The organism is Streptomyces sp. SM11 (assembly GCF_002910905.1).
Taxonomy (GTDB): Bacteria; Actinomycetota; Actinomycetes; order Streptomycetales; family Streptomycetaceae; genus Streptomyces.
Window position 1 is genome coordinate 72,222 of record NZ_NEUE01000098.1, and the last position, 14,342, is coordinate 86,563.

A 14,342-nucleotide genomic window follows, 5' to 3' on the forward strand; every position below is an offset into this window, starting at 1 on the left:
CGCCCGGCGGGCTGCGGTGGCCCAGGGCGTCACGCCTCTTCCTCCTCGCCGGTCTTCCGGATCACCCGGGCCGGGTTGCCGACCGCCACCACGTGTCCGGGCAGGTCCTTCGTGACGACCGCCCCCGCGCCGACCACCGTGTTCTCGCCGATGGTCACCCCGGGGCAGACGATCACCCCGCCGCCCAGCCACACGTTGTCGCCGATGGTGATCGGCTGCGCGGCCTCCCACTTGGCGCGGCGCGGCTCCGGGTCGACGGGGTGGGCCGGGGTGAGCAGCAGGACGTTCGGGCCCATCTGGACGTCCGCGCCGATGGTGATGCGGGCGGCGTCCAGGAGGACCGCGCCGAAGTTGATGAACGTCCGGGGGCCGATGGTGGTCCGGTAGCCGTAGTCGACCCGCAGCGGCGGCCGTACCTCCACGCCCTCGCCCAGTTCACCGAGGAGTTCGGCCAGAACGGCGCGCCGGGCCTCCGGGTCGGCGGCCGAGGTGGCGTTGTAGCGTTCGCTCAGCACGGCCGCGTGCAGCGCCTCCGCCGCCAGTTCGGGGTCGTCGGCGATGTACGGCTCACCGGAGAGCATGGCTTCCTTCTGGCTGGGCCGGGCGTGGTCGCTCAAGTCGTCTCCTTCGTGCGGGGTGTACGGGGCGCTCGCGGTGGTCCATCGGCTTCCGCGGCCTGTCCCAGCAGTCTGCCCGCACCGCTCCCGGACCGGTCACGGAGCCCCGGGGCCAGCGCCAGCGTCACCGCCACCGAGAGCCCCGCGACCGCCGCCATGCCCGTCGCGGGGGAGGTCAGCTGGGCGATGCCGCCCGCCACGGCCGCCCCCACCCCCTGCATCGCGAGCATGCCCGAGGAGCTCAGCCCGAGCGCCTGGCCGCTCAGCTCCCGCGGGGTGAGGGCCATCAGCCGTTCCTGGAGCAGCAGACTCGCGGCGAAGCCCACGCTCGCCAGGACGACCACCACCAGCGCGAGGGGCAGCCCCGGCCGCAGGGCGAAGAGGAGATAGGGCGCGGCCAGCAGCAGCCGGAGCGGCGCCCCCAGCCGGACCCGCCACCGTGCCGTGACGAACCGTCCGACCAGCGTTTCCCCGGCCAGCATACCCAGGGCCCCGCAGGCGAAGAGGAGCCCGGCGTGCCCGGGCGCGTACGCGACGTACAAGGACTCGCAGCCCACGACGAGCCCGTTGGGCACCCACAGCGCCAGGAACACGTACCGGCGCGGCGTGGACGACCAGAGCAACGCGTTCGTCCGCCAGGTCTCCCGGACCGAGGGGCGGCCGGACGCCCGGGGCGGCCGGGCGGTCAGCCCGAACCGGGTCATGGCCGCCGCGACCGCGTACAGGGCCGCCCCGATCAGCAGGGTGCCGCGCGCCGAGAACACCGTCACCAGCAGCCCGCCCACCGCGAACCCGCAGATCTGCATCGCGCCGCCCGTCATGTTGAGCACGGAGCGGCCGAGCAGGAATCCCTCGCGCGGAACGATCTCGTTGAGCAGCCCGTACCGTACGCCCCCGCCGGGTGACGCGACCACGCCCACCGCCAGCAGGACGGCGAACGCGGCCCACAGCGGCAGTCCGGGAGCGGCCTGGACGCAGGCGGCTCCCGCGGACAGCAGGGCCAGGGCGGTCAGCGCGGCGCGCGGCGGCAGCCGATCCGCCGCCGACAGCAGGGTGAGCGCCCCGGCGACCTGGGCCAGCGACGGGCCGAACATCGCCAGCGCCGACAGCAGGGGCGAGCCCGTCCGCGCGTACACGAGGGTGCCCAGTGCCAGGCCGGTCGCGGTCTGGGCGGCCGTCTGCACGGAGACGGCCGCGAAGAAGGGGGTGAACTCCGGGATCCGGAACAGCTCGCGGTAGGTGTGCATGACGCGGAGTCTCCGGACGCCGCCGCCGGGACCGTTACTGTTTCGCGCGGAGGCGAAAGCCCGGGGCGGGACGGCCGGCCGGGGTTCTCCTGGCCGGCGGGGTCGGCGGGGGTTCCCTGACCGGACGGGCCGGAGGGTGGACAGGGGACGGGGAGGTGCGGCGCGTGGGCTGGTGGCAGGTCAGTGCCGACACGCTCGCGGACAGCCGGTTCGTCGTCTCGCCGCTCGCGGAGGCCCTCGCGAGCCTGATGGTCCTGGAGCAGGCCACCGCCGCGCACCCGGGGGAGCGTGCCTGGCTGGAGACCCATCTGCCCACGTACCGGCGGCGGGCGGCCGACGACCCGGTCTCCGCGCTGGTGATCCGCTCCGCCCTCGCGCCGTGCTGGACCGCCGACTTCCTCACCCCCGCACCCGTCCCCGCCCCGCCCGGCCAGGCCCCGCCCGCCTTCGCCGAGGAGGTCGCGCGGATCCGGGCCACCCCGCCCGACCGGGCCCGCGCCGAACTGGCCGAGGCGCTGCGCGGTCCGCTGCCCGCCGCACTGGACCGGGACGACCTGGCCGAGCGTGCCGCCGACGCCGTGGAGTGGGTCTGGACGCACACCGTGCTGCCCGACTGGCCGAGGCGGCAGCGGATCCTGGAGGCCGATGTGATCGCCCGCGCCGCGCAGCTGGGGCGGGGCGGCTGGGCCGAGGCGCTGAACGGTATGCGCCCGGGGGTCCGTTGGCTGGGCGACAGCCGGCTCCAGATCAACACCTACGACAATCCGCCCCGCGAACTGGGCCGCGCGCAACTGCTGTTCATCCCCGTCACCCCGCATCGGTGCTGGGTCTGCTGGGACGTTCCGTACCGGTACGGGCTGGTGTACCCGTGTTCCGGCGCGCTCGCCGAGGCCGGACACGTTCCCGTGCCCGCGGCCCTGGGTGCGCTGATCGGCCCGGCGCGGGCGGCCGTCCTGGTGCTGCTGGCCTCCCCGCTCTCCACGACGCAGCTGGTCGCGCTGACCGGCCAGGGGCTGGGCTCGGTGGGCCGCCATCTGCGGATCCTGCTGGACGCCGGGCTGGTCCGCCGCCGCCGGGCGGGCCGCTCCGTGCTCTACTTCCGTACGGAGCCGGGGGACGTACTGGTGCACGGTGCGGGCTGAGGAGAGCCGGGAGCGCCCCGCGCACGCCCCCTGCTCGCACCCGTCCGCAGCTGGGCGACCGGCGGAAGTGCATCGGCGCGCGGTGCGCTCCGCATGACTGGTGCGCATGTACGAGTCGTGACAACAGTGACTATGGGTACCACCCATCGTTGTGACAGTTTCTCTCTCGCCGCGAAAGAACCGAGCGAGGGGAACGTGCGTGAATCCGGAGTACGCCGCGTACTGCCAGGCGGACCGCCGCTTCTACGACGCACCCCACCGTTCCGCCGGACCGGGCGGAGCCGCCGACGAGGAACGCTCGTACTACGCGCCGCTCCGTGGCGCCGCACCCCGGGGCTGGACGCGCTCCCGGCGCGGCGACTGGCTCTCGTACAGCCCCGACGGGCTGCGGCTGCCGCCCCAGGGCTGGAAGATCCACGTCTCCGCCGCCCTCGACAACGCGGCCTCCGTGCTGGACCGGGTCCTCGCCCACTGCCTGGAACACCGGCTGGCCTTCAAGTGCGTACCGAATCCGGGGCTGCTGGCCCTGCGCAACGCCAAGTACGCGGACCGGGCGGGCAGCGGGAAGTTCATCACCGTCTACCCGCCGTCCGACGAGGCGTTCCCCGAGGTGTGCACCGCCCTGACGCAGCTGCTGGAGGGCGAGCACGGCCCGTACATCCTGAGCGATCTGCGGTGCGGGAACGGGCCCGTGCACACCCGGTACGGGGCGTTCGCCGCCCGCTTCTGCGCCGGCCCGGACGGGCGGCCCGTGCCCGCCGTCGCCGATCCGCAGGGCCGGCTCGTCCCCGACGACCGGGGCCCGTCCTTCCGCGTCCCCTCATGGGTGACCCCGCCCGGCTTCCTCATGCCGCATCTCGAAGCCCGCACCGCCGTGGGCCTCGCGGACCTGCCGTACACCGTGGAGAAGGCGCTGCACTTCTCCAACGGCGGCGGGGTCTACCTCGCCCGCGACACCCGTACCGGCGAGCAGGTCGTCCTCAAGGAAGCCCGCCCGTACGCCGGTCTGGCCGCCGACGGGGCGGACGCCGTGGCCCGGCTGGAGCGCGAGAGGACCGCGCTGGAGCAGCTGGCCGGGCTGGACTGCGTACCGGCAGTCCGGGACGCGTTCGAGGTCGGCGACCACCACTTCCTGGTCCTCCAGTACATCCCCGGCACCACCCTCAACACCGTCTTCGCACGCCGCTTCCCACTTGCCCGGCAGCACCCGTCACCCGACCTGCTCGCCGCACACGCCTCCTGGGCCGAGGAGTTGTACGGGCAGGTCGAGCGCGCGGTCGACGCGGTGCACGCCCGGGGCATCGTCATCAGCGACCTGCACATGAGCAACGTCATGGTCGACGAGGAGGCCTCACGGATCGTCCTCCTCGACTTCGAGGCAGCCTCCCCGGCCGCCGAGCGCCGCCGCCAGATCGTCGCCAACCCGGCCTTCGTCGCCCCGCCCGACCGGCGCGGCGCCGACATCGACCGCTACGCGCTGGCCTGTCTGCGGCTCGCCCTGTACCTGCCGCTCACCACGCTGTTCGGCATCGACCGCACGAAGGCAGTCGGCCTGGCGCGGGACATCGCACGCGTCTTCCCGGTCACCGAGGAGACACTGCGGCCCGCGGTCGCGGAGATCCTGCGCGACACGGGGGAGCCCGACCTCCAGGCCGTTCCCGCTTCCGCTTCCGCTCCCGCTTCCGTCCCGGCCCCCGGCGACTGGCCGCGCAGCCGTGACGCGATGGTCCGGGCCATCACCGCCTCCTGCACGCCGGAGCGCGAGGACCGCTGCTTCCCCGGGGACATCGCCCAGTTCGCCACGGCCACCGGCGGCCAGTCCTTCGCGTACGGGGCGGCCGGAGTGCTCTACGCCCTCCACGAGACGGGTGCCCCGCCGTGCGAACCGGCCGAGGACTGGCTCCTGCGGCACGCCAAGGACCCGGCGTCCGGCAGCCCCCTCGGCTTCTACGACGGACTCACCGGCATCGCCTGGACCCTGCACCGGATCGGCCGCACCGCCGAGGCCGCCGACCTCCTCCGGATCATCCTCGACCAGCCCCTGGAGGGCCTGTCGCCCGGCCTCCACAACGGGTACGCGGGCATCGGCCTCGCCCTCGACGACCTGGCCCGCACCGCCGGAGCCGCCGACGCCCCGGCGCTGTCCGCCGCCGCGGCCCGCTGCACCGCCCTCGCCGTCCGCGCGCTCGTCGACGGGCCGCCGTCGCCCCGCACCGGACTGCTGCACGGCGCGAGCGGCATCGCCCTGCTGCTGGTGCGCCGGTACGCGACCACCGGGGACGCCGCCCTGCTCGGCCTGGCGGCCACCGCCCTGCGCCGGGACTTGGAGCGGTGCCGGGCCGGGGACGACGGCGAACTCCTCGTCGTCGAGGGCAGACGGCTGATGCCGTACCTCGGTTCGGGCAGCGCCGGCATCGCGGCCGTCATCGACGCCTACCTGGCCCACCGCCCGGACCCGGCGTTCGAAGCGGCGGGCCGCGCCCTCCTGCCGGCCGCGCTCTCCGCCTTCTACGTCCAGCCCGGACTGCTCCGCGGCTCGGCCGGACTCCTGACGCACCTCGCGGCCACCCCGCTCTGCGACGCGGCCGACCGGCAGCGCGCCATCGCCCGCCACACCGACCTGCTGGGCAGCCACGCGGTGCCGTACGGCGACGGACTCGCCTTCCCGGGCGAGCAGTTGATGCGCCTGTCGATGGACCTGGCCACCGGGACCGCCGGCGCTCTCCTCGCCCTGGGCGCCGCCTCCGGCAGGCCCACCGGACTTCCCTTCCTGACCGCCGCTCCGGCGGCGCACCCCGGCCACGCGAGTGGCCCCACGAACCGGCCCCACCAGGGGTCGTGACCGCACCACCGTCAAGCACCACAACCGTCCCCGAAAGGACATCATCATGGCACTTCTCGACCTTCAGGCGATGGAGACCCCGGCCGAGGACTCCTTCGGCGAGCTCGCCACGGGCAGCCAGGTCTCGCTGCTGGTCTGTGAGTACAGCTCGCTCAGCGTGGTCCTCTGCACCCCGTGACCCGCACCGGCCGGCCCGCGGGTGATCCTCACCGGCGGGCCGGCCGGCCACGTGCCCGCAGGAACAGGAAAGGCGACCCCGTGCGGCTGCGCCCCAGCCCCAGCCCCAGCCCCAGCCCGAGTCCGGGCCCGGGCACGGGCACGGCGTCCGGCATCCGGCGGCTCGCCCGGCAGCACCCGGCAGCCCTCCTCGGGCTCCTCCTCTGCTCCACCGGCGGTGCGCTCGCCGCACTCGCCCTGCCCGCCGCCCTGGGCCACACCGTCGACCGGCTCGTCTCCGGCGGCCCCGTGCCCTGGTCCGGGCTGCTGCTCTGCGCCGCCCTGACCCTCGCCGAGACCGGGTTCGACGCGGTGGCCGCCGTGACCGGCACGACCACCACCGCCCGGCTCACCGCGTCCCTGCGCACCCGCACCGCCGCCCGGATCCTGGCCGCCGAACCCCGCCGCGCCCTCGCCCTGCCCACCGGCGACCTCGCCGCCCGGCTCACCGCCCGCACCGCCGACGCAGCGTCCGCGCCTGTCACCGCCGCCGGAGCCGTCGCGGGCGTCCTGCTCCCGCTCGGCGCGATCGCCGGACTCCTCCTCATCGACGTCTGGACGGCCGCCGCCCTCCTCCTCGGCGCACCCCTCCTCGTCGCGCTGCTGCGCACCTTCACCCGCCGGACCGCCGACGCCGGGGCCGACTACCAGCGCGCCCAGTCGCTCATCGCCCACCGGCTCACCGAGGCCCTGGAGGGCGCCGACACCATCCGCGCCGCCCACACCGGCGCACGCGAGCACCGCCGCGTCCTGGAACCCCTGTCCGCCCTCGCCGAACACGGCAGGCGCACCTGGGCGGTGTACGGGCGGGCCGTCGGCCGCAGCGGCCTCCTGCTGCCGCTGCTCCTCCTGCTGGTCCTCGCGGTCGCCGGACTCCGGCTCCACGCGGGCGCGATCGGCGTCGGCGACCTGGTCGCCGCCTCCCGCTACGCGAGCCTCGCCGTCGGCATCGGCGCCCTGACCGGCGCCCTGGGCGCCCTCGCCCGCAGCCGCGCGGCCGCCCGGAGCCTGGAGCCCCTCCTCACCCTCGCACCGCTGCCGCACCGCGGCCTTCGCCCGGTGCCCGACGCCCCCGGGCGCCTCGAACTCCGGGACGTCGGCGTCGAACAGGACAGCGGCCCGCTGCTGACCGGCGTCCACCTGACCGTCCCCGGCGGCTCCTCCCTGGCCGTCGTCGGGCGCTCCGGCTCCGGCAAGTCGGTGCTCGCCGCGGTCGCCGGGCGGCTGCTCGACCCGGACACCGGCAGTGTGCTGCTGGACGGTGTCCCGATGGACGGCATGGAACCGGCCCGGCTGCGCCGCGAGGTGGCGTACGCCTTCGCCCGCCCCGCCCTCCCCGGCGCCACCGTCGAGGACACGATCGCCTACGGACCCTGGACCGCCTCCCCCGAAGCCGTACGCGACGCCGCCCGTGCGGCCCGCGCCGACGGGTTCCTCGCGCTGCTCCCGTACGGCTACGCGACCCCGGTCGCCGACGCCCCGCTCTCCGGCGGCGAACGCCAACGCCTGGGACTGGCCCGCGCGTTCGCCCACCCGGGCCGCCTGATGATCCTCGACGACGCGCTGTCCAGCCTCGACACCGTGACCGAGCACCACGTCCGGCGCGCGCTGGACGCCCGGGCCGGCCGCTGCACCCGGATCATCGTCGCCCACCGGCTGTCCTCGGCCGCGCGGGCGGACCGGGTCGCCTGGCTGGAGGACGGCCGGATCCGCGCGACGGGCCGTCACGACGAGCTGTGGGCGGACCCGGACTACCGGGCGGTCTTCCGCACGGACGCACCCGCCGAGGGCGCTGTTCCCGCGAGCCGTACCCCCGTAGCGCCGGGCGCGGGAACGCAGGTCCCAGGAGCGGAGGCCCGGTGAAGGGAGACGAGGCCCGCCCCCGGCCCGCCGCGCCGTACGAGGCCCGCCCCCGGCGCGACGGCTCGCTGCGCCGGGTCGGCCGCGAGGCCCTGCCCTTCCTGCGGGCCCGCACCGGTGTGGTCCTGCGGCTGGCCGGCTGGTCCCTGCTGGAGTTCGCGCAGACCTTCCTCGGCGGGTTCGGGGTCGCCCGCGCGCTCGACGACGGCTTCCTCGCCGGACGGCCGCTGACCGGCCTCCTCTGGCTGGCCCTCGCCGCGGTCGCCGTGCTGCCCGCCGTGCTCGCCGCACGCGGCGTGTTCGGCCGGCTCGCGGACCTGGTGGAGCCGCTGCGCGACGGGCTGGTCCGGCGCGCCGTGTCCCGTGCGCTGTCCGGCGCGCTCGGCCGCTCCGGGGACGTCAGCACCCGGTCCCTGTCACAGGTCACCCACCAGAGTGAGATCGCCCGCGACGGCTGGGCCGGACTCGTCCTGACGCTGCGCTCGTTCGTGTTCACGGCAGCCGGGGCCGTCACCGGCCTGCTGGCCCTTTCGCCCGCCCTCCTCCTGATCGTGCTGCCCCCGCTGCTCCTGGGGGCCGCCCTGTTCATCGGCACCCTGCCGCCGATGGCCGCCCGCCAGCGCGACTACCTCGCCGCCGACGAGGCGTACGCCGCCCACGCGGGCCGGCTCGCCGCCTCCGTACGCGACATCGCCGCCGCCGGAGCCGCCGGGCGGACGGTGGCCGAGTCCCGGACCCTCGCCGGGGCGCAGCTCGCCGCCTCCCGTTCGCTGGCCCGCTGGTCGGCCGTACGGGTGCTGGCGCTTGCCGTCTGCGGCCGGTTCCCACCGCTCCTGCTGCTCCTGGCAGCGCCCTGGCTGCTGCGGAACGGGCTCACGCCGGGCGCGCTGGTCGGCGCGCTGACCTATCTCACCCAGGCGCTCGCCCCCGCCGTCCAGGCGCTGATGACCATGCTGGGCACCGCCGGGGGCCGGCTCGTCGTGGTCCTGGACCGGTTCACGGACGCGCCGCCCCCGCCCGTCGAGGACCTGCCGCCGTCCGTCCGGGACGCCGCCCCGCCACCGCGCGGAACCCCGGTCGCCGAACTCCACGAGGTCACCTTCGCGTACGGGCCCGGCGCCCACCCCGTCCTGGACCGGCTCTCCCTGACGATCGGGGCGGGCGAGCACCTCGCGGTCGTCGGCCCGAGCGGCAGCGGCAAGTCGACCCTGGCCGCCGTCCTCGCCGGGACCGAGCGGCCCACCGGGGGAGCGGTGCGGTGGCGCGGGCGTCCGGTCCGCCCGGCCGACGCCACTTCCGTACGCGTCCTGCTGCCTCAGCACGCCTACGTGTTCAGCGGCTCACTGCGCGACAACCTCCGCTACCTCCGCCCCGACGCCCGCGACCGGGAGATCGCCGCCATGGTGGAAGCGCTCGGCCTGGACGCCCTGCTCTCCCGGCTCGGCTCCCTGGACGCGGCGCTCGAACCGGACCGGCTCTCCCAGGGCGAACGACAACTCGTCGCCCTGGGCCGGGCCTACCTCGCCGCCCCGCCACTGCTGATCCTCGACGAGGCCACCAGCCGGCTCGACCCGGCCGCGGAGACCCGCGCCGAGCTGGCGTTCGCCGCCCTGCCGGGAGCGCTGGTCGTCGTCGCCCACCGGCTCGGCTCGGCCCGCCGCGCCGGGCGGACCCTGGTGATGGACGGCCCGCGCACCCAGTGCGGCACCCCCGACGAACTCCTGCGCTCCTGTGCCCTCTACCGGGACCTGGCCGGCCTCTGGGAACCGGAAGAAACGGAAGAGCCGGTGGGGCCGGTGGGGCCGGAGGGGGCGGAGGGGGCGGAGGCATCGGAGGCGGAGCGCGGCAAGGAACGCGGCATCAGATCCACCCCGCCTCCTTCGCCCGTCTGATCGCGTCCAGCCGATTGCGCGCCCCGGACTTCCGTATGGCGGCGGCCAGGTAGTTGCGTACCGTCCCCGGCGTGAGGTGGAGTCGAGCGGCTATCCCGGCCACGGTGTCACCCCCTTCGGCCATCGAGAGCACACTCAATTCCCGCGGCGATAACGGCATGTCGGCCACCTGCAAGAGGCTGAAGGCCAGCGACTCGTCGATATGCCGTCCGCCGTCCGCCAGTTTGTGCATCACCTCGGACAGGTCGTCCACCGGGCGGTACTTGTCGATGTAGCCGAGCGCTCCCGCCTCGTACGCCCGCCGCAGTCCGCGCGGCCGGTCGCTCCGGGTGAGCACGGCGAGCGGACACGGCCCGCCGTCCGGTGTGGTCATCGTCCTCACCTCGTCCAGGACGTCCAGCGTGCCCGGACAGTCGAGGTCGGTGAGGATCACGTCGGGGCCCGGCCCGCTCAGTGCGGCGCGTATCGCACCGTGTTCGGCGGTGCGGACCTCCATTCCCCGCCCCGTGCTCAGGAGCGAGGCCAGCGATGCGCGCCACAACGGCACGGTGTGGACCAACAGCACGGTTGTCATCGATCTGCCCTCAGCTTTCTCTTCCGGCCCGCCCGAAGCGGAACGCGACGGGCTGTACGCATCCGGTGACGGGTTTCCAGTTGAGCGCATGGGCATTCGCGTACGCTGACGAACGGGCCGAATAACGCGCCCGTTGGGCGCGGATGGGGGCGTTCGGATGTAAAACGGGAGCGCACATCGCCCATGGCCCCATCCGCCCCACCACCGCAGGGGCGTACGGAGGGCAGGCGCAGGACGGGTTCCGCGGATCTCCCGCCGGAGGGCCGGTTCAGTTCAGCATGGCGCGTGCGGCGTGGGCCTTGCGCCGGATGTTCTCGGCCGTCGTCGGCTCGATTTCGTCGAGGATCTCCGCATATTCCTCCATCTCCACCGCCCCGCGCTGGAACTCACCACGCTGGACGAGGAGCTGGGCGCGCTCGAAGCGGAGCCTGGCCGGATGCGAGGGCAGCAGCAGTGAGAGCTCCACCGCCCACAGGGCCACATCCGTGCGCTCGGGCCGGGCCGCCGCCCACGCCCGGACGTTGTTCAGGATCCGCAGCACGACCTCTAGCGGGCGCGCGGGCGTCATCATCGACGGTTTCAGCGCCGCCCCGGTCACCCCCGCGACCAGCAGCTCCGCGTCCTGGCCGGTCAGCGGCGCGCCCCCGGCGAACGGATCGGCCAGCACCGGATGCTCCCGATCGCCGAAGCCGACCACGAAGTGGCCGGGCAGCGCCACGCCGTACACCGGGGCGCCCGCCCTCCTGGCGACCTCGATCCAGACGACCGACAGCAGGATCGGCAGGCCCCGGCGGCGGCGCAGCACCTGCTGGAGGAGCGAGGAGTCCAGTCGCTGGTAGTCGACCGAAGAGCCGCCGAACCCGCAGCGGTCCCCCAGCAGTTCGGCCAGCGCCGACGCCCAGGCGGCGGAGGAGCGGGAGCCGTGCGGCAGCAGCCCCGCCAGCCGGTCCAGCTCGATCTGCGCGGCGTCGATGCCGTACGGGTCGGGGTCGGCCTCCCCCGGGACCACCGGGCGGACTTCGGCCGGGCCCACCGGTCCGGCCTCCGCACCCAGTAGCAGGCAGAGGAGGGCGAGGTCCGGCCGTTCGGACCGGGCTTCCTCGGCGAACTGCCGTCGCCGCTCGGCCGTCCCGGAATCCAGCGCGCTCATATGCGACCCATGTCCCTGTCCCCGTGCCTCACGTCCCTGTGTCCCACGTCCCCGTGCCCCACGTCCCTGTGTCCCACGTCCCTGTGTCCCACCGCGTGGTCCCTCACGCCGAGCGGTAGTGGTGGTAGCGGTGATGGGCCGCGAAGCCCATGCCGTCGTACAACCCCCGGGCCCCTTCATTGTCCTCCTCGACCTGGAGCCAGGCCGCCGAGGCGCCCTCCTCCAGGGCCCGGCGCGCCAGTGCGGTCATCACGGTGGTGGCCAGCCCGCGCCTCCGCTGCTCCGGAGCGACCTCGACGGCCATGAAGCCGGCCCACCGCCCGTCCACGACACACCGCCCGATCGCGGTCGGCGCGTCGGTGTCCCCCGGCACCGTGGCGAACCAGACCGAAGGGCCGCTGCCCAGCACCCGCAGCACATGGGGGCCGGGGGTGGAGAAGCGCTGGTAGCGGGCGAGCCAGGCCGCGTCCGGCGCACGGGACAGGCGGACCGCCGACACCTCCGCGTCCCGGTCACCGACCGGTGCCAGAGCGGCGATCCGCACCTCCGCCGAGACCTCGCGCCGCCAGCCGTGCCGCTCCAGCTCCGCGCACAGGATCTCCTGCGTGCCCTCGGCCCCGGTCGCCGTCTGGACGTACGCGGGCAGGCCCCGCTCCTCGTACCAGCCGCGGACCCGCCCGAGGGCCTCGTCGAGCGGCAGGCCCGGATCGCCGAGCGGCAGCGCGGAGTTGGCGCGCCGGGTGAAGCCCCCGGCGGCGCGCAGCCGCCAGTCGCCCAGCGTCTCGCTCTCCACGGGCTGCCAGGCGCGCGCGGTGACGGCGGCCAGCTCCTCGAAGGAGGCGGCGGGTCCCCGCCGGCGGGCCGGGGCGGCGGGCACGACCTTGCCCGCGACCAGGGACGATTCCACGATGTGGACGGTTTCCCCGCTCTTTCGTGTGATCGAGAGCACACCGTTGTTCCATGATGTGAGCACACCGAGCGCGTCGGTGAACTCCGCGCCCGCGCCCCCGCCGTCCGTCCGGCGCCGCACGGAGACGCGTTTGCCCACGTCAGCGGGTGTGATGCGGACTTCCAGCCGTCCGCTGATGGTGAATTCCACAGCTCTGTTCGCCCCTCCTGTTCGGATCGTGCCCGAGAACGGAGATACTAGGGGCGGGCATCGACGACGCCGCGCTCCCGCGCGAGAGCCAACGCCCTACCGAGGAGGAACGACAGCGTGACCTACGTCATCGCGCAGCCTTGTGTCGACGTGAAGGACAAGGCCTGCATCGAAGAGTGCCCCGTCGACTGCATCTACGAGGGCCAGCGGTCCTTGTACATCCACCCGGACGAATGCGTCGACTGCGGAGCCTGTGAGCCGGTCTGCCCGGTCGAGGCCATCTTCTACGAGGACGACACTCCGGAGGAGTGGAAGGACTACTACAAGGCGAACGTCGAGTTCTTCGACGATCTCGGCTCGCCGGGCGGTGCTTCCAAGCTCGGTCTCATCGAGCGCGACCACGCGTTCATCGCCGCACTGCCGCCGCAGAACCAGTAGTACGGCGGCACCACGCGCAGCACCGGTCCCGTACGGCTTGTCACCGTGCGGGACCGAGGTGTTTCCCCGTACCGCCGGGGTCTCTCCGTGCGCCCGTTCCGCCGCCGCCCGTACGAGAACATCCGAGAAAGCAGAGCGCCGTGTCCGCACTCTCCTCCCGTCTGCCGGTCTTCCCCTGGGACAGGCTCACGCCCTACAAGACGACGGCCCGGGCCCACCCGGACGGCGTCGTCGACCTGTCCGTCGGCACCCCGGTCGACCCGGTTCCGGAGGTGATCCGGCGGGCGCTGGTCGCCGCCGCGGACAGCCCCGGCTATCCGACGGTGTGGGGCACCGAGGCCCTGCGGGACGCGCTCACGGGCTGGGTGGAGCGCCGCCTCGGCGCGGTCGGCGTGACCCACGCCAACGTGCTGCCCGTCGTCGGTTCCAAGGAGCTGGTGGCCTGGCTGCCGACGCAGCTCGGGCTCGGGGCGGGCGACAAGGTCGCCTACCCCCGGCTCGCGTACCCGACGTACGAGGTCGGCGCCCGGCTCTGCGGCGCGGAGCCCGTCGGCTACGACGACCCGACCGAGCTGGACCCGGCGGGGCTGAAGCTGCTCTGGCTCAACTCGCCGTCCAACCCGACCGGGAGGGTGCTGCCCAAGGACGAGCTGACCCGGATCGTCGCCTGGGCGCGCGAGCACGGGATTCTGGTCTTCAGTGACGAGTGCTACCTGGAGCTTGGCTGGGACGCCGAGCCGGTCTCGGTGCTCCACCCGGACGTCTGCGGCGGTCACTACGACGGCATCGTTGCCGTCCACTCGCTCTCCAAGCGCTCCAACCTGGCCGGCTACCGGGCCGCCTTCATCGCGGGTGACGCGACCGTCCTCGGCGAGCTGCTGCTGATCCGCAAGCACGGCGGAATGATGATGCCCGCCCCCGTCCAGGCCGCCGCCGTCGCCGCCCTCGGCGACGACGTGCACGTGTCCGAGCAGCGCGCCCGCTACGCGGACCGGCGCCTCGCCCTGCGTGCGGCCCTGGAGGCGCACGGCTTCCGGATCGAGCACAGCGAGGCGAGCCTCTACCTGTGGGCGACACGCGACGAGCCGTGCTGGGAGACCGTGGCGTACCTCGCGGAGCTGGGCATCCTGGTGGCGCCCGGCGACTTCTACGGCCCGGCGGGCGCGAGCTTCGTCCGGGTGGCGTTCACCGCGACCGACGAGCGGGTGGCGGCGGCGGTCAAGCGCCTGTCCTGACCGGGTCGTCGCCGCGGCGACGCGACCGCG

General features: G+C 74.7%; 12 protein-coding genes. 7 read left to right on the forward strand and 5 right to left on the reverse strand.

Going from position 1 to position 14,342, the window contains the following annotated elements:
- Positions 1-29: 29 nt before the first annotated feature.
- Positions 30-617, reverse strand: coding sequence for a sugar O-acetyltransferase (locus tag B9S58_RS06510; protein WP_103531168.1), 588 nt, complete (start codon positions 615-617; stop codon positions 30-32).
- Entirely contained in the window at positions 614-1,864 is a 1,251-nt protein-coding gene (locus B9S58_RS06515) for an MFS transporter (RefSeq protein WP_103531169.1), read from the reverse strand. Before B9S58_RS06515 ends, B9S58_RS06510 begins: the two co-directional genes overlap by 4 nt.
- A 164-nt stretch (positions 1,865-2,028) precedes the next feature.
- Between B9S58_RS06515 and B9S58_RS06520 the strand changes: the two genes are divergently transcribed.
- The 5 genes from B9S58_RS06520 to B9S58_RS06540 all read left to right on the forward strand — a co-directional run bounded on the left by B9S58_RS06520 (position 2,029) and on the right by B9S58_RS06540 (position 9,816).
- Positions 2,029-3,006: a helix-turn-helix transcriptional regulator gene (locus B9S58_RS06520; protein ID WP_103531170.1), complete on the forward strand. Its 978-nt coding sequence runs from the start codon at positions 2,029-2,031 to the stop codon at positions 3,004-3,006.
- A gap of 199 nt (positions 3,007-3,205) precedes the next feature.
- Complete coding sequence (gene lanKC, locus B9S58_RS06525; RefSeq protein WP_103531171.1) at positions 3,206-5,848, forward strand: class III lanthionine synthetase LanKC; 2,643 nt, start codon at positions 3,206-3,208, stop codon at positions 5,846-5,848.
- A 46-nt stretch (positions 5,849-5,894) separates the two neighbouring features.
- A complete protein-coding gene (locus B9S58_RS06530; RefSeq protein ID WP_018956281.1) occupies positions 5,895-6,026 on the forward strand; it encodes a SapB/AmfS family lanthipeptide in 132 nt (43 codons plus the stop codon).
- A gap of 86 nt (positions 6,027-6,112) precedes the next feature.
- Positions 6,113-7,927, forward strand: a complete 1,815-nt coding sequence (locus B9S58_RS06535) for an ABC transporter ATP-binding protein (protein WP_103531183.1) — start codon at positions 6,113-6,115, stop codon at positions 7,925-7,927.
- A complete protein-coding gene (locus tag B9S58_RS06540) occupies positions 7,924-9,816 on the forward strand; it encodes an ABC transporter ATP-binding protein (protein ID WP_258044204.1) in 1,893 nt (630 codons plus the stop codon). Before B9S58_RS06535 ends, B9S58_RS06540 begins: the two co-directional genes overlap by 4 nt.
- Here the strand turns inward: B9S58_RS06540 and B9S58_RS06545 are convergent.
- From B9S58_RS06545 to B9S58_RS06555, 3 genes are all read right to left on the reverse strand, one after another.
- Positions 9,785-10,390, reverse strand: coding sequence for a response regulator transcription factor (locus B9S58_RS06545; RefSeq protein WP_103531172.1), 606 nt, complete (start codon positions 10,388-10,390; stop codon positions 9,785-9,787). The genes B9S58_RS06540 and B9S58_RS06545 overlap by 32 nt on opposite strands.
- A 268-nt stretch (positions 10,391-10,658) precedes the next feature.
- Entirely contained in the window at positions 10,659-11,540 is an 882-nt protein-coding gene (locus tag B9S58_RS06550; RefSeq protein WP_103531173.1) for a transglutaminase-like domain-containing protein, read from the reverse strand.
- A 103-nt stretch (positions 11,541-11,643) separates the two neighbouring features.
- A complete protein-coding gene (locus B9S58_RS06555) occupies positions 11,644-12,639 on the reverse strand; it encodes a GNAT family N-acetyltransferase (protein WP_103531174.1) in 996 nt (331 codons plus the stop codon).
- Positions 12,640-12,756: 117 nt separating this feature from the next.
- On the opposite strand from B9S58_RS06555, the gene fdxA reads away from it, so the two are divergent.
- Together fdxA and dapC are read left to right on the forward strand one after the other, a co-directional pair.
- On the forward strand, positions 12,757-13,077 hold the full coding sequence (gene fdxA, locus B9S58_RS06560; RefSeq protein ID WP_018956287.1) for a ferredoxin: 321 nt from the start codon (positions 12,757-12,759) through the stop codon (positions 13,075-13,077).
- A gap of 140 nt (positions 13,078-13,217) precedes the next feature.
- Positions 13,218-14,312 (forward strand): succinyldiaminopimelate transaminase, encoded by a 1,095-nt coding sequence (gene dapC / locus B9S58_RS06565; protein WP_103531175.1) that lies wholly within the window; start codon positions 13,218-13,220, stop codon positions 14,310-14,312.
- Positions 14,313-14,342 lie beyond the last annotated feature (30 nt).